General features: G+C 63.1%; 16 protein-coding genes, 1 tRNA gene and 1 rRNA gene. 7 read left to right on the top strand and 11 right to left on the bottom strand.

Annotated features, from left to right (window positions below):
• Positions 1 to 40 precede the first annotated feature (40 nt).
• Positions 41 to 1,048, top strand: a complete 1,008-nt coding sequence (locus MA07_RS08230) for an MBL fold metallo-hydrolase (RefSeq protein ID WP_036349197.1) — start codon at positions 41 to 43, stop codon at positions 1,046 to 1,048.
• A gap of 2 nt (positions 1,049 to 1,050) precedes the next feature.
• On the opposite strand, the gene MA07_RS27610 is transcribed toward MA07_RS08230, so the two are convergent.
• Positions 1,051 to 1,512: a DUF2726 domain-containing protein gene (locus MA07_RS27610; protein ID WP_052002948.1), complete on the bottom strand. Its 462-nt coding sequence runs from the start codon at positions 1,510 to 1,512 to the stop codon at positions 1,051 to 1,053.
• 144 nt (positions 1,513 to 1,656) lie between these two features.
• Here MA07_RS27610 and MA07_RS08220 point away from each other — a divergent pair, with 144 nt between their 5' ends.
• Entirely contained in the window at positions 1,657 to 2,364 is a 708-nt protein-coding gene (locus MA07_RS08220) for a L,D-transpeptidase (protein ID WP_036349194.1), read from the top strand.
• Between the two features lie 243 nt (positions 2,365 to 2,607).
• A complete protein-coding gene (locus tag MA07_RS08215) occupies positions 2,608 to 3,666 on the top strand; it encodes a DUF882 domain-containing protein (protein ID WP_052002947.1) in 1,059 nt (352 codons plus the stop codon).
• Between the two features lie 20 nt (positions 3,667 to 3,686).
• Here MA07_RS08215 and MA07_RS08210 read toward each other — a convergent pair whose 3' ends face one another.
• Together MA07_RS08210 and MA07_RS08205 are read right to left on the bottom strand one after the other, a co-directional pair.
• On the bottom strand, positions 3,687 to 4,118 hold the full coding sequence (locus tag MA07_RS08210) for an RNA polymerase sigma factor region1.1 domain-containing protein (protein WP_036349191.1): 432 nt from the start codon (positions 4,116 to 4,118) through the stop codon (positions 3,687 to 3,689).
• A gap of 151 nt (positions 4,119 to 4,269) precedes the next feature.
• Positions 4,270 to 4,593, bottom strand: a complete 324-nt coding sequence (locus tag MA07_RS08205; RefSeq protein WP_036349189.1) for a hypothetical protein — start codon at positions 4,591 to 4,593, stop codon at positions 4,270 to 4,272.
• A 57-nt stretch (positions 4,594 to 4,650) separates the two neighbouring features.
• On the opposite strand from MA07_RS08205, the gene MA07_RS08200 reads away from it, so the two are divergent.
• A complete protein-coding gene (locus tag MA07_RS08200) occupies positions 4,651 to 6,618 on the top strand; it encodes a PhoX family phosphatase (protein ID WP_036349187.1) in 1,968 nt (655 codons plus the stop codon).
• A 152-nt stretch (positions 6,619 to 6,770) separates the two neighbouring features.
• On the opposite strand, the gene MA07_RS08195 is transcribed toward MA07_RS08200, so the two are convergent.
• From MA07_RS08195 to MA07_RS08165, 7 genes are all read right to left on the bottom strand, one after another.
• Positions 6,771 to 6,847 (bottom strand) — tRNA-Asp (locus tag MA07_RS08195).
• Positions 6,848 to 6,977: 130 nt separating this feature from the next.
• A complete protein-coding gene (locus tag MA07_RS08190; RefSeq protein WP_036349186.1) occupies positions 6,978 to 7,202 on the bottom strand; it encodes a hypothetical protein in 225 nt (74 codons plus the stop codon).
• Positions 7,203 to 7,237: 35 nt separating this feature from the next.
• Positions 7,238 to 7,741: a peptide deformylase gene (locus tag MA07_RS08185; RefSeq protein WP_036349185.1), complete on the bottom strand. Its 504-nt coding sequence runs from the start codon at positions 7,739 to 7,741 to the stop codon at positions 7,238 to 7,240.
• A gap of 42 nt (positions 7,742 to 7,783) precedes the next feature.
• Positions 7,784 to 8,179: a VOC family protein gene (locus tag MA07_RS08180; RefSeq protein ID WP_036349184.1), complete on the bottom strand. Its 396-nt coding sequence runs from the start codon at positions 8,177 to 8,179 to the stop codon at positions 7,784 to 7,786.
• Positions 8,180 to 8,656: 477 nt separating this feature from the next.
• Positions 8,657 to 9,697, bottom strand: a complete 1,041-nt coding sequence (locus MA07_RS08175; protein ID WP_036349183.1) for a hypothetical protein — start codon at positions 9,695 to 9,697, stop codon at positions 8,657 to 8,659.
• Complete coding sequence (locus MA07_RS08170) at positions 9,697 to 12,585, bottom strand: PBP1A family penicillin-binding protein (RefSeq protein WP_036349180.1); 2,889 nt, start codon at positions 12,583 to 12,585, stop codon at positions 9,697 to 9,699. Before MA07_RS08170 ends, MA07_RS08175 begins: the two co-directional genes overlap by 1 nt.
• A 217-nt stretch (positions 12,586 to 12,802) precedes the next feature.
• Complete coding sequence (locus MA07_RS08165) at positions 12,803 to 13,561, bottom strand: SDR family oxidoreductase (RefSeq protein ID WP_036349178.1); 759 nt, start codon at positions 13,559 to 13,561, stop codon at positions 12,803 to 12,805.
• Between the two features lie 176 nt (positions 13,562 to 13,737).
• On the opposite strand from MA07_RS08165, the gene MA07_RS08160 reads away from it, so the two are divergent.
• Positions 13,738 to 14,145 carry a DUF1236 domain-containing protein gene (locus MA07_RS08160; protein ID WP_036349238.1) on the top strand — a complete coding sequence of 136 codons (408 nt, stop codon included), beginning with the start codon at positions 13,738 to 13,740 and terminating at the stop codon, positions 14,143 to 14,145.
• Between the two features lie 77 nt (positions 14,146 to 14,222).
• Here the strand turns inward: MA07_RS08160 and MA07_RS30790 are convergent, their stop codons facing one another.
• Positions 14,223 to 16,583 (bottom strand): DNA translocase FtsK, encoded by a 2,361-nt coding sequence (locus MA07_RS30790; RefSeq protein ID WP_244445195.1) that lies wholly within the window; start codon positions 16,581 to 16,583, stop codon positions 14,223 to 14,225.
• Positions 16,584 to 17,114: 531 nt separating this feature from the next.
• On the opposite strand from MA07_RS30790, the gene MA07_RS29530 reads away from it, so the two are divergent.
• Complete coding sequence (locus MA07_RS29530; protein WP_152568779.1) at positions 17,115 to 17,486, top strand: hypothetical protein; 372 nt, start codon at positions 17,115 to 17,117, stop codon at positions 17,484 to 17,486.
• Positions 17,487 to 17,818: 332 nt separating this feature from the next.
• A 16S ribosomal RNA gene (locus tag MA07_RS08150) occupies positions 17,819 to 18,665 on the top strand; the annotation flags it as partial.

The following is an 18,665-nucleotide window of genomic DNA, read 5'->3' as shown; positions in this document are numbered from 1 at the left end:
GGCAGCGGGAACACTCCGGATCGCGGGTCGTTGGCCCGGCATGAGTTGGCTTGTTCAACCCCGCCTCGTGAACGACCCCTTCAGCGATCCAGGTCTCTATCTCGACTTCCGCTATGGCCGCCGGGCCATTCTGTTCGACCTTGGCGATGTCAGCGCCCTCTCGTCCCGCGAATTGCTGCGGGTGAGCCACGTCTTCGTGTCCCATACGCATGTGGACCACGTGGCCGGCTTCGACCGCCTGTTCCGCCTCTGCCTCCACCGCTCGTCCCCGCTGACGCTCATCGGCCCGCCGGGCTTCACGGAGCAGGTCGAGCACCGGATCCGAAGCTTCACGTGGAATCTGCTCGACGAGAACTCGGTGGATTTCTGCCTCCGCGGCATGGATTACGATGGAACTCGCCTGACGACGGCAGCCGAGTTCCATGCCCGCGAAGCCTTCGCTCGTCGCGAGATCGAGCCGCCCGTCTTTCCGGACGGCATCGCCTGGATGGAGGATGAGTTCAGGATCGAGGCCGTTGCGCTCGACCACGGCATCCCATCCCTCGCCTTCGCCCTGCGGGAGGTGCTGCAGGTGAATGTCTGGCGAGGCGTGCTGGGCGAGATGAACCTCGCTCCCGGCCCGTGGCTGAACGAGGCAAAGCGCGCGGTCCGCCTGGGGCTGCCGGACGACCACCTCATCGATTTCCCAGGTGGATCCATCCGTCTCGTGGATCTCAAGCACCAGGCCCTGCGGGTGGCTCCCGGCCAGGCGGTCGCCTATGTGACCGATGCTGCTCCCCATGCGGACAACCGGGCCAAGATCCTGCGTCTTGCCGACAAAGCCGACCAGCTCTTCATCGAAGCCGTGTTTCTGGAATGCGACCGCCCGCTGGCTCTGGCGTCACGGCACCTGACAGCTCGAGAGGCCGGTGCCCTCGCCCGCGAAGCCGGTGTCCGGCATGTCATGCCGTTCCATCATTCGGCACGCTACCTGTCGGAGCCTGACGTTCTGCGGGATGAGCTCTATGAAAGCTTCGGAACGGCAGACCGGAGGGCGGTCTCCGCCTGACATCATTTCGCGAAGATCGCCTCGTGGATCTGCCGTGGATCGGGTCTGCGGCTGGAACTGAACCGCACGACGCGGTAGCCGCACGATTTCAGGATCTTGTCGCGCTGCGCATCCTTCCGGGCATCGTGTGAACGGTCGTCGAGTTCGACGATCGCGAGCACTTCCAGATCCCTGACGATTGCCCAGTCGACCCGGGTGTTCGAGATCCGCTTGAACGCCATCCAGAAGGCGCGGCTGCCCTCCTTGGCATCGGGCCGAACCAGCGCCAGGATGGGGACCTGCGGCCAGATCTGGCAGTCGGGGCAGGCCGCGAGGAGGCGTTCGTAAAACTCCCGCTCATTCTCGGTCATGATCGTGGAGCGGCGGTAGCGTGGCTTCCGGGTCAGGAAGAGAACGAGCACCAGCAGAATGCCGAGCGCGGCGCTGCCGGCCAGCCATGACCACGAGAGGTTTTCAATCGTCATACCGCTTCGCCCCTGCCCTTGCCTCGCCCAAACGTGAACCGCCAAGCCTGGTTCTGCCCGCAAAGCATAGCAGCTAGCATGAAACCGGCATGCGTGGTCCTGCGTCTTCTTATTGTCGAGTTACAGAACATCGGGGAGAGCACAATGGACCTCAGCCGCAGAACCTTCCTGCTTGGAGCGTCAGCCGCTGCCGCGGGTGCCAGCCTGCCGTCCAACGGCGCCATCGCCCAGTCCCTGCGCGATATGTCCGCCTATCAGCGCATGTATGGACCAGTGGACGACGATCTCTACCCCATTCCCGGCATCGAACTCTCGCGGATCAATCCGGCCTATCTCCGGCGCGTGGTGCAGTACGACACTACGGAAGCTCCGGGAACCATCGTGGTCGATCCTCAGAGCCGGTATCTCTATCTCGTCATGCGCGACGGCATGGCCGTGCGTTACGGCGTAGGCGTGGGCCGCTCCGGCTTCGGCTGGTCGGGCGCTGCCACCATCAAGGACAAGCAGGAATGGCCCGACTGGTACCCGCCGAAGGAGATGTTCGCCCGCGAGCCTGAGCTGATGGAACAGATGGGCGAACTGCCCGGGGGCGCCGGAATGCCCGGCGGGCCGGGGAACCCGTTGGGCGCCCGCGCCCTCTATCTCTGGCAGGGCAACAAGGACACGCTCTACCGCATCCACGGCACCTTCGAGCCATGGACCATCGGCACCAATGTTTCGTCCGGCTGCATCCGCATGATCAACCAGGATGTCATGGATCTCTACAACCACACGCCGACGGGCACCAAGGTGGTCGTCCTGAACTCGTCATCCGGTCGCGGCAAGCGCGATCGAACCGCCGCCCGTTCCTGATTAAGCAAATAGGCACGCTTTGTGCCTATTTTTGCCATGGTTAACGATCACACGTCGCTTTAGGGACGCGGGAATTTACGAACCATGGCGGGGATCTTCGCCCGATCCAGGCGATCGGCTGGCGGATGGAAGACGGTCACTGTGCCGAAGTGCGGCCGCTTGTCCGGTCGAGGCAGAGCACTCCGCTCCATTGTCGGTCTCTCGGCTGCAGCCTCCGCTCTCCTGACATTTGCCTTGGGCCCTATGCACGGGGCGGCCGCGCTCGGTGAGACCCGCACTCTCAGCTTCTTCCATACCCATACGCGTGAGAGCCTGACCGTCACATTCCGCCGGAACGGCAGTTTTGACGAGGGCGCCCTGAGCCAGCTCAACTGGTTCCTGCGCGACTGGCGCGTCGACAAGCCGGCGCAGATGGACCCGCGCCTGTTCGATATCCTCTGGGAAGTCTACCGGGAATCCGGCTCCTCGCAGCCCATCAACATCATCTCCGCCTACCGCTCGCCGGAAACCAACGGTGCCCTGCGCCGCCGGTCCAGCGGCGTGGCGGAGCACAGCCAGCACATGCTCGGCAAAGCCATGGACATCCGCCTCCCCGACGTGGAGACCGGACGCCTGCGGGCGATTGCCATGAAGATGCAGTATGGCGGCGTGGGTTATTATCCCTCCTCCGCCTTCGTCCATGTGGATACGGGCAATGTGCGCGCCTGGCCGCGCATGTCTCAGCAGCAACTGGTGCAGCTGTTCCCGGATGGCAAAACCCTGCACCTGCCTTCGAACGGCAAGCCGCTCTCGGGCTACGAGGTGGCGAAGGCCGAAATTCCGGCCCGCAATGCCGTCATGGCCACCCAGGCCTCGGCCGGTTCAGGTCCATCCATCGGGAATGTTCTGGCCAATCTGTTCGGGCGCGGGAACACTCAGCCTGCGCCGCAACAGGCGCCCTTGCAGGAGAGCCCGGTCGTGACAGTGGCCTCCGCCGATCCTGAGAGCATTGCAGCTCCCGTCACTCCTGCACCTCTGCCGCCGCAGCGCCCGAAGGAGATCAGGCTCGCCAGTGCCACCCTGCCCGATCAGGTGACAGATGCGGTCTCGGCGATCCTGCCGGCCCCGCCGAACGTTCCCGGACCGGAGCCCATTCTGGGTTATGACGAGAAGGCAGCGGTCAAAGCTCTGTTCGATCCTCGCACGGCGTTTCTGGATCTGGGCTTCGCCTCCCGCAATCAGCAGGAGCTGAGCGTGACCCAGTTCACCGGACCGGCCGTCAAGCCGCTGCCCGTCATCGGGCAGGCGGAAGCCGAGCTCTAAGGGCAGAACCGCTCAGCCGGTCAGACGCCGAAGAGGACGAGAGCCCCGACCATCAGCACGAGGACGAGAAGACCTCCGATTGCCACGGCCCAATGGGCCGCACGCTTCTCCTGCTGGACGAAGGCGGGTTCCGAGGCCTGGACGGGTGTCGCCTTCTGGAGGGGAGCAGTCCGCTTCTTCAGCCGGGCAGCGGCCGCGCGATCCGGGAACGGGATGATCTCGGCGCTCCTCGCAGAGGCCGCGACCGGTTTGGGATGTGAGGCCAACAGGCTGTCATCCAACTCGACCGGGACACCGGCGTCTTCGAGATGAACCACGATCAACGCGATGTCTTCCGCACTCATGGAATGGATCGGCAGATTGGTCTCGAGGTCCAGGGTGGTCAGTTGTCCGTGCTGGCGTCCCAGGGCGATCAAGCGGTCCAGGGTATTACTGTCGAGCGCCTGCTGCATGAGGCACCACCCCATTGTGGTTGTTGGGCGTGAGAAGCAGCCAGAGCCACTTCGAGGGTTCGTCGAGCTAACGCGGCAATTGCCTCAGACGTTGCAATGGAAAAACGTCTATGATGAATTTTGAAGAAGCTCCCACAGGACCCGCTAGAGCCTAGTTCTTCGTGGCCGTCGAGGCTTCCTGGAGAGCCTCCTTCTCACGCCGGACCTGTTCGGACAGTTGCTCGGCAATCGCCACGAGCTTTCCGGCCATGAAGTGCTTGCCGTGCAGTTCGACCTGGCCCGCCAGACCCACGGTCAGGAGGGTCTCAAAGACCGTTTCGGCGGGGAGCCCCTTGCGGATCAGGTCGATGGCCACCTTCTGCCATTGGTCGGACAGCTGATCGCGGATTTCAGTAGTTTCATTGCTCATGCCGGGACCATACAGGATCCCGCAGCGGTTGTCGCGGTCCGCACCCTCACCCTGCGGAACTGTCATGTAGCTTACATGGAACAGTTCTAAGGCATGACCGTCACATAAGACGGAGAAACCGATATGGACGAGCACAAGGGCCGCCTTCGCGCCAGCGAACTGGAAGATTCAGGCGATGTCGGGGTGAATCCGACGCACAACCTCACCATGGGTGAGATCATCGCGACCCGCTTCAACCGGCGCGACCTCCTGCGGGGCTCGCTGGCCGTGGCGGCCATCTCGGCGACCGTTGGCCATCGGGCTCTGGCGGCCAACGAGCAGCCGGCCAAGAAGGCATCGAACCCGATCTCCTTCGACTTCAAGGAAATCGAGGCGGGCGTCGACCATACGCACCACGTGGCCGAGGGCTACGATGCTCAGGTGCTCCTGCGCTGGGGCGACCCGCTCTTCCCGGACGCTCCCGAGTTCGATCCGATGAAGCAGACGGCGGACGCTCAGGCGCGCCAGTTCGGCTACAACACCGATTTCATCGGGTTCATCCCGCTCAACGGTTCGGCCGATCACGGCCTCCTGGTCGCGAACCACGAATACACCAACGAGGAGCTGATGTTCCCGGGCGTGGGCGTGCAGGATTCCAAGGACGCCAACTTCTCGAAGATGACTAAGGACCTCGTGGCCATCGAGATCGCCGCTCATGGCGGCGCGGTGGTCGAGATCCGGCGCGTCGACGGTAAATGGCAGGTGGTGCGGGATTCCAAGTACAACCGCCGCATCACCGCGGACACGCCCATGGAGATCACCGGGCCGGCCGCCGGGCATGACCGCATGAAGACGTCAGCCGACACGAGCGGCCGCAGCGTGCGTGGCATGCTCAACAACTGCGCCGGCGGCGTGACGCCCTGGGGCACGTGGCTGAGTTGCGAGGAGAACTTCAACGGCTATTTCTGGGGCAAGATCGCCGACGATCATCCCGAGGCCAAGAACTACAAGCGCTACGGCATCGGCACGCCGGCTTATGCGTGGGGCAAGTTCCACGATCGCTTCGACCTCGCCAAGGAGCCGAACGAGCCGAACCGTTTCGGCTGGGTGGTGGAGGTCGATCCCTTCGACCCGAACTTCGTGCCGAAGAAGCGCACGGCCCTGGGCCGCACCAAGCACGAAGGTGCCGCCGGCATCACCAACAGCGACGGCCGCTATGTGGTCTATCTCGGCGACGACGAGCGTTTCGACTACGTCTACAAATTCGTCACCGCCGGCAAGGTGGATCCACAGAACCGCGCTGCGAACTTCGGCCTGCTCGACGAGGGCACTCTCTACGTGGCGAAGTACAACGCCGACGGCACGGGCACCTGGCTGCCGATGGTGCATGGCCAGGGACCGCTTACCGAAGCCAACGGCTTCAAGACCCAGGCCGATGTGCTGATCGAGACCCGCCGCGCAGCAGACCTCCTCGGCGCCACCAAGATGGACCGACCGGAGGATATCGAGGCGAATCCGCAGACCAACCGCGTCTACGTCATGCTCACGAACAACACGCGGCGCAAGGAAGACCAGGTGGATGCGGCCAACCCGCGCGCCAACAACGCGTTCGGCCACATCGTCGAGATGATGCCGGAGGGCGGCAACCACGCGGCGGATGCCTTCACTTGGGAGGTCCTGGTGAGGTGCGGCGACCCTTCCGTCGCGGCGGTCGGCGCGACCTTCTCGTCCGAGACCACCAAGAACGGCTGGTTCGGCATGCCGGACAACTGCGCCATCGACAGCCAGGGCCGCCTCTGGATCTCCACCGACGGCAACAACGCCAAGGCCACGGGCCGGGCGGACGGCCTCTGGGCGCTCGAGACCGAAGGCGAACGGCGCGGCACGTCCAAGCACTTCTTCCGCGTGCCGGTCGGTGGCGAACTGTGCGGCCCGTTCTTCACGCCCAACGACGAATCGCTCTTCCTCGCGGTTCAGCACCCGGGCGAGGTCGATGAAGGCTCATCCACTTTCGAGAATCCGGCCACCCGCTGGCCCGATTTCAAGGATGGCATGCCCACCCGTCCCTCCGTGCTTGTCATCACCAAGCAGGGTGGCGGCAAGATCGCCTGACGGCACTCAGTATCGTCGAAATGCCAATGCAAAGGAGCCCCGGCGGCTCCTTTGCTCGTTCAGGCAGGATGTTGTTTGCCGGACGGGTGGCCGTACAGGTATCTCTCGATTGTCCGAAGATGGCTGCTCACGATTACAGCCTGAGGGAGAAGTGGCGCGGGCGACGGGGCTCGAACCCGCGACCTCCGGCGTGACAGGCCGGCACTCTAACCGACTGAGCTACGCCCGCGCATTTCCCTTCACATCGCGTGCCCAGGCGGGCGTTTCTCGCGATGGAGGCGCGCTCGTACCGGTGATTGGGCACGCTGTCAAATGGTGTTTGGCTTTTCCCCAGGAGCTCTCATGCCGCGCTGAGAACGTCAGTCCCTGGTGCTGATCGAGAAGACCTCGTAGCCGGCCCCGTCGAGCACGCGGACGGACTCCACATCCAGGTCGCGGGATTGGGGGCGTCGCGCCAGGGAGAACACCTTCAAGGCCCGCTCCTTCGCCTTTTCGACGGAGTCGGTGCGAACCAGGATCCGGCGGATGATGCCGCCGCCGGCCTCCTCCGAGGCTACGGATTCGATGCGATAAACTTCAACCACGTTCCCAGAACTCCATTGTCAGCGCAGCTCCACCATCAGGCCTTCGCGCGCTGGAGCTTGTCGAACCGCTTGATCAGACGGTCCCGCTTCAGTTTCGATAGACGGTCGATCCAGAAGATGCCGTCGAGCTGATCGATCTCGTGCTGGAAGCAGACCGCCATCAGGCCCTCGGCCTCCTCCTCATGCTCCATGCCGTCCAGCCCCCTGTATCTCACCCGCACCCTGGCATGACGCTCGACCTCGTCATTGACACCCGGCATGGAGACGCTTCCCTCCATGTGCCGGATCCTCTCCGGGGAGGACCAGACGATCTCTGGATTGATCGAAATGTGAGGCAAGGCCTCACCCCCGAGCTGGATCACCACGAGCTGCCGCAGCACCCCGACATGCGGAGCCGTGATGCCGATGCCGGGTGCGGCATGCATCGTCTCCGTCAGATCCTCTGCCAAGGCCCGGACCTCCTCGTCGATGTCGAGGATAGGTTCCGCCTTCTGGCGCAGGCGAGGATCGGGAAAGCGGATGATGGGACGGACGGCCACGGACTATCTCTAGGAACTCAACAGGTGAACAGCGATGGTGGTCTACTTGTAGCGGCCACCCCGCTGCAGCACCTCTATCTTATAGCCATCCGGGTCCTGCACGAAAAAGAACCGGGCCGGAGGCGTGCCCTCAAGCTTCAGCTCCTTCAGGGGCGTCGGGTCAAGACCAAGCGCCTCGAACCGGGCATGCTCGGCCTCAAGATCCTCCACGGAAAGTGCGATATGCCCATAGCCGTCGCCCAACACATAAGGTTCCGTGCGGCCGTGATTGACCGTCAACTCGAGCTCGAACTCGCTCTCGGGGTTGCTCAGGTAGAGCAGCGTGAAGCCTTCGAACGCCAGGCGCTCCGCCACCGTAAGGCCGAAAGCCTTCTCGTAGAACGCGAGAGACCGTTGCTCGTCGAGCACCCGGATCATGGAGTGAATCGCTTTGGCCACGGGACACCTTTGCGCTTTCGGTCGCTCCGCCGGGAGCGGCAGAGGCAATCCGGATCTGACCTGTAGAGGGGAGATAGCAGCCGGCAGGCCGGAACGAAAGGACGGGGGCACTCTCCCCCACTTCAGCAAAAAGCCTTCCCCAGGCTAAACCGGGGAAGGCAAGTTCGGGAGGAAGAAACGCAGACTGCCGGGCTCAAACATCAACCGAGCAGGGTTGTTACGCCTCTGGGACGTTCCAACACACCTGCCCAGGAGTCCAGCAAAGCCAGTCAGAGCCTCAATCGTGGCGCAATCAAGGAAATTTGATGCCCGTCAAGGTTCGAAACAGGAGATCGGCAAGGAACATCAACCAAGATGAATACTTGGTTTGGTACGGAGGCACCATTCCCCGCAACCCCTTGTCGCCTCCGCAGACTTGCAGCCCCGTTCAGCCTGCTGTGAACGGGGCTTTTTCTATTCCGAGCTCGATAAACTTGCCTACCGCTCGATCAGGTCGGCGATGGAGCGGATACGGTTCCGAACATAATCGGGAAGACCGGCGCTGATGGAGTTGCCGGAATTGAACGAGCTTTTGCCCATCAGCACCTGGGCCGGGATGAGATTGCGCAGCACGGGAACGTTCTCGAACTCCTTCTTGCGCTCCAGCACATCAGTCTCGACGGCGAGCGCCATGAACACCGTCGCCACCGTCCTGTTCGGATCGGTAGGATGCTCCTGAAGGATCGCGAGCAGCTTTCCGAACTGCATCACCTGGTTCACGCTGAAGATCGTCTGCTCGAGCACCCCGACGACGGGCGCCTCAAGTGCCGTGAGCTTGGTGAGACCGGCACGATCGATCTCCTCCCGAGGCAGCACACGGATCTCGGTCTGAAACTCCATGAATTCCGAGATCTTCTTGCCGCCCTCCTCCAGCTTGTTGGCCAAACGAATGCCGACCGGCAGCTTGCCTTCGAGCGGGTATCGGGACTCGATGCACAGGCTTGCGGGAACCTCGCACCAGCGGCGGTTGGGGTGCCGGTTATGGGCGATCGAGGGATCCACCTGCGGCGCCGCCTGCTCGACCGAGATGCGGCGGTGCTTGATCGATGGATCGATCTTTTCCAGCGTCTCAAGACGCGCGAAGCGGGCAAGGTCAACAGAACCCGGCGCCTTGCCGATCAGGAAGCGAGCCTCCACCACGTACATGTGGAGCTTCTCGGTGTAGCTTTTCGGAATTCCGTGCACCGAAACCTTGATCGTCGGCTCGGCATAGCCCGGAAAGAGGCTCAGGAACTGCCTCTGCGCGGGCCGTTCGCGAGCCCAATCCTCGAAGCGGATCAGACCGGTGCCGGTATCGGTCAGCTTGTCGTCCCGTTGATCGCTGAACACGATGGTCCCGGGCTTCAGCCTTGCGGGAGCAACGGTTGTCACGGACGGCACCTCCTCGATCCGGAACTCCTCTGCCGTCGATCCTCCGATGGAGGCGAAAAGAGCCGCGGCAGCGATCAGCGACCGCCTGACGAAAACCTGCAATGTCATCAGTAAACCTGTCCGTTGCGCCAGAAATAGTCCGGATCGACCCGCCTGGGTCTGCGGGGGGCTTCATCCTCCCACCACCAGCGGAAACCGCGTTCCGGTTCCGCCTGGCGGCGCGCGGGAGGAGCAGATTGGCGCGGATTTTCCAGCCAGCCGGGGCCCTGCGCGTACGGCCCGTCCTCATAATAATCAGGACCACCCCTGTCCTCCCCGTCGCTCCAGGGATCCGGGTTGCGGAACGCATAGACTTCCGACTGCGGCACGAGGCGGAACTGCGTCTCGGCGAGCCTCCCGAACCAGTTCAGGCGGAAGTACTCCGTGAACCCTTTCCGGCCATCGGTCAGCCGGTCACCGGTATTCAGATCGATCGGCATGGCGATGAGCTGCTTGGCCGCCTGCGGCGATGGCGGGCTGAGGGCAGACTTCGGCGCATGGTGCTCCCAGGCGGCCTCAAGGATCGACTGGAAGATGGGAGCCGCCACCTTGCCGCCTGTCTGTCCGCGCCCGAGCGTGCGGCGCTTGCCGTCGGCATTGTCGTGCCCGACCCATACGGCAATCGTGACGTCGTTGGTGAAGCCGACGAACCAGGCATCGTTCTCGCCGTCGGATGTTCCGGTCTTGCCCGCGGCATAGGGAGCAAGCGCCTTCAGGGAACGGGCCGTGCCACGTTCGAGAACGCCCTGCAGCATGCTCTTCAGCTGATAGAAGGCGGCAGCATCGGCGGATCCGAGACGTGTCAGCGGACGCGCCTTGCGGCCGTAGACGACCCGTCCCCCCTGCTCCACCGTCTCGATGGCATGGGGAACCGGCATGGCGCCCTCATTGGCAATCGCCGCATAGAAGGCCGCAAGGTCGAGCATCCGTACGGGCTGGGCACCGAGCACGAACGGGTAATGCGGGGTGCACTCCAGATAGAGCTGCGCCTCCATGGCGAGTTCGCAAATCCGCCTGAGGCTTTCCTCGGGTCTGGTCTCGATAGCGCCGTCGAGAAGACGCGCCGTGACCAGGTTCTTCGAGTTCTCGAGCGCCCTTCGCAGGGTCATGATGCCCGAGCGTCCACCATCGAAGTTCTTCGGGCTCCAGGTGTCGCCCCCTTGAGCGCCCACAGGCGGCAGCGTCACGGGCGCATCCCAGATGAGTGTATTGGGCTGCAGCCCCTTCGACAGGGCTGCAAGATAGGTGAGCGGCTTGAAGGCGGAACCCGGCTGACGATGAGCCTGCGTGGCGCGGTTGAGCTGGCTTAAGGGATAGGAGAACCCGCCTGTCATGGCGAGGATGCGGCCGGTCCTGCTCTCCAGCACGACGGCGCCGCCCTGCACCGAGGGCGGTGTTCTCAGATCGGCGCGAGCCGTCCCCTTGCCCTTCTGCTCAATCACGCGGACCCGCACTACGTCATAGAGCTTGAGATCCCGGCGAGCTGTCTCCCAGGCGTTCAGCGGCAGGACGCGCCCATCCGCAAGCCCCACCCGAAGGACAGTCGCGCCCGTTTTGCGGTCCTTGCCCTTCTCGATCACCACGGCTGCCGGCCAGCGGACATCGTAGAGGGGCAGGCGCACTGCTTCCAATGCGCGTCTCCACGCCGGATTCGTAGCGGCAGGATCCTTGCTGCCTTCGAACGTCTTCACGGCCTCGACGAGGTTGGCCTCGGGGCCTTGATAGCGCTGCCGTCCGATGCTCAGCTCATAGCGGGCAAGGCCTTCCTGCAGAGCAGCCTCCGTTTCCTGCTGCAGGGCCGCATTGATGGTGGTGCGTACCGTATAGCCGCCCGCAGTGAGGCTCTCGATGTCGGCAAGCGTGCGCGCGTCGCGGGTGACGTGATCGACGAAGTGGAACCCCATCGTCCGTCGGGTACGCTCGTGAGCCACGCGGCGCGGCAAGGAGGCAACCGCCTGCTGCACCTGTTCGGGCTTCAGGAAGCCATCCTCCTGCATGCGGCTCAGCACATAGGCCATCCGCTCCTGGGCACGCTCAGGTTTCGTGTCGGGATTGTAGTAGTTCGGTCCCTTGGCCAGTCCAGCGAGGAGCGCCCCTTCCGAGACTGAAAGCGCCTTGGCGCTTTTCCCGAAATAACTCTGGGCGGCCATCTCGATGCCCCAGGAGGAGCGGCCGAGATAGATCGAGTTGAGGTAGATCTCGAGGATATCTGCCTTGCTGAGCACTCGCTCGATGCGTGAGGCCACGATCATCTCGCGCATCTTGCGATCATAGGTGACGTCGTCGCCCACGAGCAGGTTCTTCGCGACCTGCTGCGTGATGGTCGAGCCGCCCGCAGGACGTCCGGGATTGGCCATGTTGCCCATGAAGGCGCGGATCACGCCGCGCTCGTCGATGCCCCGATGCTGGTGAAAGCGCTTGTCCTCTGCCGAAACGAAGGCTTGCCGCACGCTCTGCGGGATATCCGCCAAAGGAACCCAGATGCGCCGGTGGTCGGGCTCGAAAACCTCGGCGAAGCGCTTGCCGTTGCCGTCCAGAACCACGCTGACACCCGGCAGCTTCAGCCCCTTGAGCTTTCCGGCATCCGGCAGCCCGGCCACGGCGGCGTTGTAATAGGAGATCACCTCTCCGAGATCGACCGGCGCGGGCTCAACCGTCTCGCCTTTGCAGAACTGACGGTAGCTCGCGTGCAGATCGTTGAAGCTCAACCCCTGCAGGACCTTCAGGTCTCCCGTCACGGCCTGCGGGTCGTCCATGGCAGTCGCGATGAGGTCGTCGAGATTGATGTCCTCGATGTCGAAGGCCCGGCGCATGTGGGTGCAGCCGCTCTTGAGGATCTCAGCCACCGCGCCCTGATCCCGGACGGGATCGAAGCTCGTCTTGACCGCGTCCGGATCGACGAGCACCTGGCTCAAGGTCAGGGCCGTTGCGAAAACCTTGACGAGGATTGCGCTCATTCCGCCGCCATCATCGGATCATTCACCCCAAGAGAAAACCAAGAGAAGATCGTCGGCGCGGGCAGGCAGTCCGCGCCTCGGCTGACGGAGCGAACCCTGCCTGAGCCCAGATGAATGGAAGCCGACCGTCGCGGCGCTTTTACACCGGCCATCAGGAGGAAGTGGGGCGGCTGAGCTTACATCCCAAGTGCAGCCGGCGCAGTCACGGCAATGTGTCTCACCCGCGCCCGACGAACGGCATCTTGGTCGCCATGACGGTCATGGTGAGGACATTGGCGTCCAGCGGCAGGCCAGCCATGTAGACGACCGCATCGGCTACGTGCTTGGGATCGATTCTGGGCTCCGGCGCCACGGTTCCGTTCGGCTGCAGGACGCCCTCGGTCATTCTCGCCGTCATGTCGGTGGCCGCATTGCCGATGTCGATCTGGCCGCAGGCAATGTCGTAGGCGCGCCCGTCGAGAGAGGTGGACTTCGTCAGTCCCAGGACCGCATGCTTCGTCGCCGTGTAAGGCGCCGAGAGCGGACGCGGGGCATAGGCCGAAACCGACCCGTTGTTGATGATCCGCCCGCCCCTTGGGCTCTGGTCCTTCATGATCCGGAAGGCCTCCTGCGTGCAGAGGAACGTGCCGGTGAGGTTCGTGGCCACCACTGTCTGCCACTGCTCGAAGGGGATCTCCTCCAAAGGTATGGCAGGCGAACCGATGCCTGCATTGTTGACGAGAAGATCGAGCCGACCGAAAGCCTGCTTCGTGGCGGCAAAGAGCGCTGCGACGGAGGCGGGGTCCGTTACGTCGGTCGGCACAATGAGGACGGAGCGGTCATCACCGCCGATCTCGCGTGCCGCGTCTTCGAGAGCCTCTCGCCGCCGCCCCGCCATCACCACGGTGTAGCCGGCCTTCACGAGCCCTTCACAGATGGCTCTGCCCACGCCGGTTCCGGCCCCCGTCACAATCGCAATCCCCGAGCGTTCCGCCATGGTGCCCTCCTCAATCTACGGCCATGTCTGACATGAGAGATGCATTCATGAGCGGAAACGGCAAGGAGGCACTCCAACACTGCACAGCTTTCGCCTTCGGAACCGATCCGCCCCCCTGGAGGGAACCAGCCAAGCTGTCCCGCGTTCGCATGGTGCTACTCGGAAAGGAATCCGCCATGCGCAATCATGTCCTAAGCTCCGCTGCAGTTCTGACTCTTCTGGCTCTTCCCCTTGCTGCCTGCCAGAGCGGCACGACCGCGGGCGCCGCAGGCGGCGCGGTCACAGGTGCCATCGTCGGCGGTCCGGTCGGCGCCGTGGTCGGCGGTGTCGCCGGTGCAGCGGCGGGCAGCGTTCTCAGCGCTGATGAATCGACCCGCGTCCGCAGCTATGTGGTCGCCGAGCGCCGCCCCTCGATCCGCGTATCCGACGAGGTGGTGGTCGGCCAGCCCCTGCCGCCACGCGTCAGGCTCTATTCCGTCCCACCGACAGTCGGCCTACGGAGCAACTACAGCTACACGGTCGTGAACGACCAGACCGTGCTGGTCGATCCGCAGACCCGGACGGTGGTCCAGGTCATCGAGTAACTGGACGGGATCCTCACAAACCAGAAAGGCGGCTCGTGAGAGCCGCCTTTTTCTTCTCCGCACAATTTTTCATTGGATCAGTCGTCCATATCCAGGTGGGTCATGAGGATTTCGCGTTTACCGGCGTGGTTTGCTGGTCCGACGATGCCCTCCTGCTCCATGCGCTCCATGAGCGAAGCCGCCCGGTTGTAGCCGATCTGCAGCCGGCGCTGGATGTAGGATGTGGATGCCTTCTTGTCCCGCAGCACCACCGCCACCGCCTGGTCGTACAGGTCTCCTCCGGGTGCCCCGAACTCGCCCTGGTCGAACACCGGCGTGTCGGCTGAAGCAGCCCCGCCCTCGTCCTCCTCGGCCGTGACCGCCTCCAGATACTGCGGCCGCCCCTGGCGCTTGAGGTGCGCCACCACCTTCTCCACCTCCTCGTCCGAGCAGAACGGCCCGTGCACGCGGGTGATGCGCCCGCCGCCCGCCATGTACAGCATGTCGCCCTGGCCCAGGAGCTGCTCGGCGCCCATCTCGCCTAAGATCGTGCGGCTGTCGATCTTGGACGTGACCTGGAACGAGATCCGGGTCGGGAAGTTCGCCTTGATCGTGCCGGTGATCACGTCCACGCTGGGCCGCTGCGTGGCCAGGATCACGTGAATGCCGGCCGCACGGGCCATCTGGGCCAGGCGCTGGATGGCGCCCTCGATCTCCTTGCCGGCCACCATCATCAGGTCGGCCATCTCGTCGACGATCACCACGATGTACGGCAGAGGATCGAGCTCCATCACCTCGTCCTCGTACACCGCCTCGCCGGTCTCCCGGTCGAAGCCGGTCTGCACCGTGCGGGTGATGGTCTCGCCGCGGGCTTTGGCCTCCACCACCCGGGCGTTGAAGCCGTCGATGTTGCGCACGCCGAGCTTCGACATCTTGCGGTAGCGGTCCTCCATCTCGCGCACGGCCCATTTGAGCGCCACGACCGCCTTCTTGGGGTCTGTCACCACAGGCGTGAGCAGGTGCGGGATGCCGTCATAGACGGACAGCTCCAGCATCTTGGGATCGACCATGATCAGCCGGCACTCGGCAGGCGTGAGGCGGTAGACGAGCGACAGGATCATGGTGTTGATCGCCACCGACTTGCCCGAGCCTGTGGTGCCGGCCACCAGGAGGTGGGGCATGCGGGCGAGGTCGGCGATGACGGGCTCTCCCCCGATGGTCTTGCCGAGGCACAGGGCCAGCTTCTGCTTGGAGGTCTCGAAGTCCTGGGAGGCGAGCAGCTCGCGCAGGAACACGGTCTCGCGCTTGTGGTTGGGCAGCTCGATGCCGATGGCGTTGCGGCCCTGCACCACCGCCACACGGGCCGAGACCGCGCTCATGGAGCGGGCAATGTCGTCCGCCAGAGAGATCACGCGCGACGACTTCGTCCCAGGCGCAGGCTCAAGCTCATACAACGTCACAACAGGGCCGGGACGAACGTTGATGATCTCGCCCTTGACATTGAAGTCCCACAGCACGTTCTCGAGGGTCGCCGCATTCTCCTGCAGCACCTCGACAGGCACCTCTGCACTGTTCCAGACCTTCGGCTCAGCCAACAGATCGAGCGCCGGCAGTTCGCAATCGAAGGAGGCTCGGGCCGGCGCCGTGACGCCGACCGAAACCGATGCGTAGTTGTCACGCCGGAAGCTGTCGTTCGCCGGAACCGGAGCCGCCGGCGCATGGCTCACGTGCGGAGGGGTCACAACAGCTGCGCGGCGGGGCGCCTCCTCTATGATGACCTCATCGTCAAAGTCGGTGTCGACTAGGGTCTCTTCGAGAAACTCCTCTTCATCATCCCATGGCACCGTCTCTCGTTGGACGGGGGGCTGAGCCCTTGAGGGAGCGGGCGCGACAGGTTTGACCGGAGTCGCAGCTTTGACAGGAGCCATCACTGCTCTAACCGGTTGAGCGTCCTCCTTCTCCTGCCTTTGGACGGGCATGGCGGGAATAGGCTGGAGCGACGGGTCCAGGAGATACGTTCCTGGCTGCCACATGAAGCTGTAGGATTGCTGAACTGTCTGAAGCTCATAGGGCGCCGGCGCGGCAGGACTGCTCTGCGTAGGCTGCGCGGGCTGTTCAGCCATTCTCCGTGAATGGCCGGGCGCAGCAGGCGGTGCGCTCCGAGGTCCAGTTTCCGTCGCCGGAGCTGGCGTTGTGGCACGCGTGATCGGTCCCCGGTCCGAAGCAGGAGCCCGGTTGAAGATGCGCGGATTGCCGGCGCCCGTTTCCTGGGAGGCCGCCTTGCTGCGGAGGGCCTGCAGTCGCTCTTGGACGGCCGGCGCCGGATCATCCATGCGGGTGGCGGCAATCTGCCTGACCTGTTCCTCAATCCCATCCTCGGACGGTTGGTGAACCCCCTTCATCCGGCGCTCCTTCAGGACGCGCTCGGGCGTACGGGTGAACCGAACCTCGGGCGACATGGAGAAGGACTGCTCCCACACTTCTCCGCGCGGAGCACCATTCGCCCCCCTGCTCTGCCCTCCCTTCGGCGCAGTAGCGTTGGGGGATCGCATGTCGGACGGGCTGCTCGCAGGGCCGGGGTTCGCCTGCGCACGGGCGGGCGGAACTTCGCCCGCTCGATGACCCGCGTGCCCCCTCGGAGCAGAAACGCCGGAAACGTCCGGCTCGTGGTTGTCCAGCTCAGTCTTGTAATCCTCACCTTGTGTGAGAGAGCCATAGCCATGAGCGGCGGAAGATGAGGGCCGTCGTTTGAAGTGCATTGTCTGTTATGATGTTAGGACTGAACGGATCAGCCCGGGGAGAAGAGGTCTCCCTGATTACGCCTGCCAAAGGTAAAAAGAGCCTTAGGAGGGAGGCGCGAGCTGCCGCAACCGACACTTGTCCCCAGGCCGCTCCCCTTCAAAGCAGACTTCACAATCCCCATATCAGATGGACTGAGGCTTCTGGTCTCTCTGACATCTGCCGCGGGCCGTCAACAAAGGCCTTGCAAAATGTCCGGGGGTCTTTATATCAGCGCCTCCTGTTTCTGGGATGCTTCGCTTTCGGCGGCATTCCGGATTTCTCCGACACAGTTGCTTTGGTTTGGTCTGGGGCGTTTCGCTTTGGTCTTTATCTTTGCTGTGTGGGTGGCCTGGAGGTTTTCTTCAGGCGTGGCCAAGAGCTTCGGCGGTTCGACGGTAACGTTGCTGCATTGGGATGCTCCTCTGGCGGTTCTTGTCCGGCATGGGCTGCGGGTTTGGGCCTGGCAGCAAGGTCAACGCGGAAATGATCTCATTTCTGTGAACGGAATTACTGTGTCTATACTTGTGCGGCTGCGGTCTTCCCTCGAGAAGAACTTTCAAATTCTTTTCGAATACTGTTGACACCGGTCCGGGCTTTGACTAAATAGGGTTCATCGACGGCGGCCGCTGAGGTGGCTGGCCTGACGGGGGCTTGAGGATCCTGGCGCTTCGAGCGGGAGGATGGTTCGCGGTTCTGTTCTTCGTCTTTGGTGGCGGGGAATTTTGCTCTTTGACATTGTTGAGAGGGGAAGAGAAGCGTAGGCGGCGGTGTCCTTGCGGGCAGCTTTTACGAGCTGCTGTAAGATACATCGACCAGTTCTATGCTTTGGTGAGTACACCGCTTCAGTGGAAACGCTGGAGTATGGAGGTACTCTGTCAATTTGCGTAGTGACTATAGGCGAGATCAAATTCTTCAACTTGAGAGTTTGATCCTGGCTCAGAACGAACGCTGGCGGCAGGCTTAGCACATGCAAGTCGAACGCATCCTTCGGGGTGAGTGGCAGACGGGTGAGTAACGCGTGGGAACGTGCCCTTCAGTTCGGAATAACCCAGGGAAACTTGGGCTAATACCGGATACGTGCGAGAGCAGAAAGATTTATCGCTGAAGGATCGGCCCGCGTCTGATTAGCTAGTTGGTGAGGTAATGGCTCACCAAGGCGACGATCAGTAGCTGGTCTGAGAGGATGATCAGCCACATTGGGACTGAGACACGGCCCAAACTCCTACGGGAGGCAGCAGTGGGGAATATTGGACAATGGGCGCAAGCCTGATCCAGCCATGCCGCGTGAGTGATGAAGGCCTTAGGGTTGTAAAGCTCTTTCGGCGGGGACGATAATGACGGTACCCGCAGAAGAAGCCCCGGCTAACTTCGTGCCAGCAGCCGCGGTAATACGAAGGGGGCTAGCGTTGTTCGGAATCACTGGGCGTAAAGGGCGCGTAGGCGGCTTTATAAGTCGGGGGTGAAAGCCTGTGGCTCAACCACAGAATTGCCTTCGATACTGTATGGCTTGAGACCGGAAGAGGTTAGTGGAACTGCGAGTGTAGAGGTGAAATTCGTAGATATTCGCAAGAACACCAGTGGCGAAGGCGGCTGACTGGTCCGGTTCTGACGCTGAGGCGCGAAAGCGTGGGGAGCAAACAGGATTAGATACCCTGGTAGTCCACGCCGTAAACGATGAATGCCAGCCGTTGGGCAGCTTGCTGCTCAGTGGCGCAGCTAACGCTTTAAGCATTCCGCCTGGGGAGTACGGTCGCAAGATT

The sequence above is a fragment of the Microvirga sp. BSC39 genome (genome assembly GCF_000739015.1).
Lineage (GTDB): Bacteria > Pseudomonadota > Alphaproteobacteria > Rhizobiales > Beijerinckiaceae > Microvirga.
Note: the sequence above shows the minus strand (reverse complement) of the source record. Positions and strands in the feature narration are given on the sequence as shown.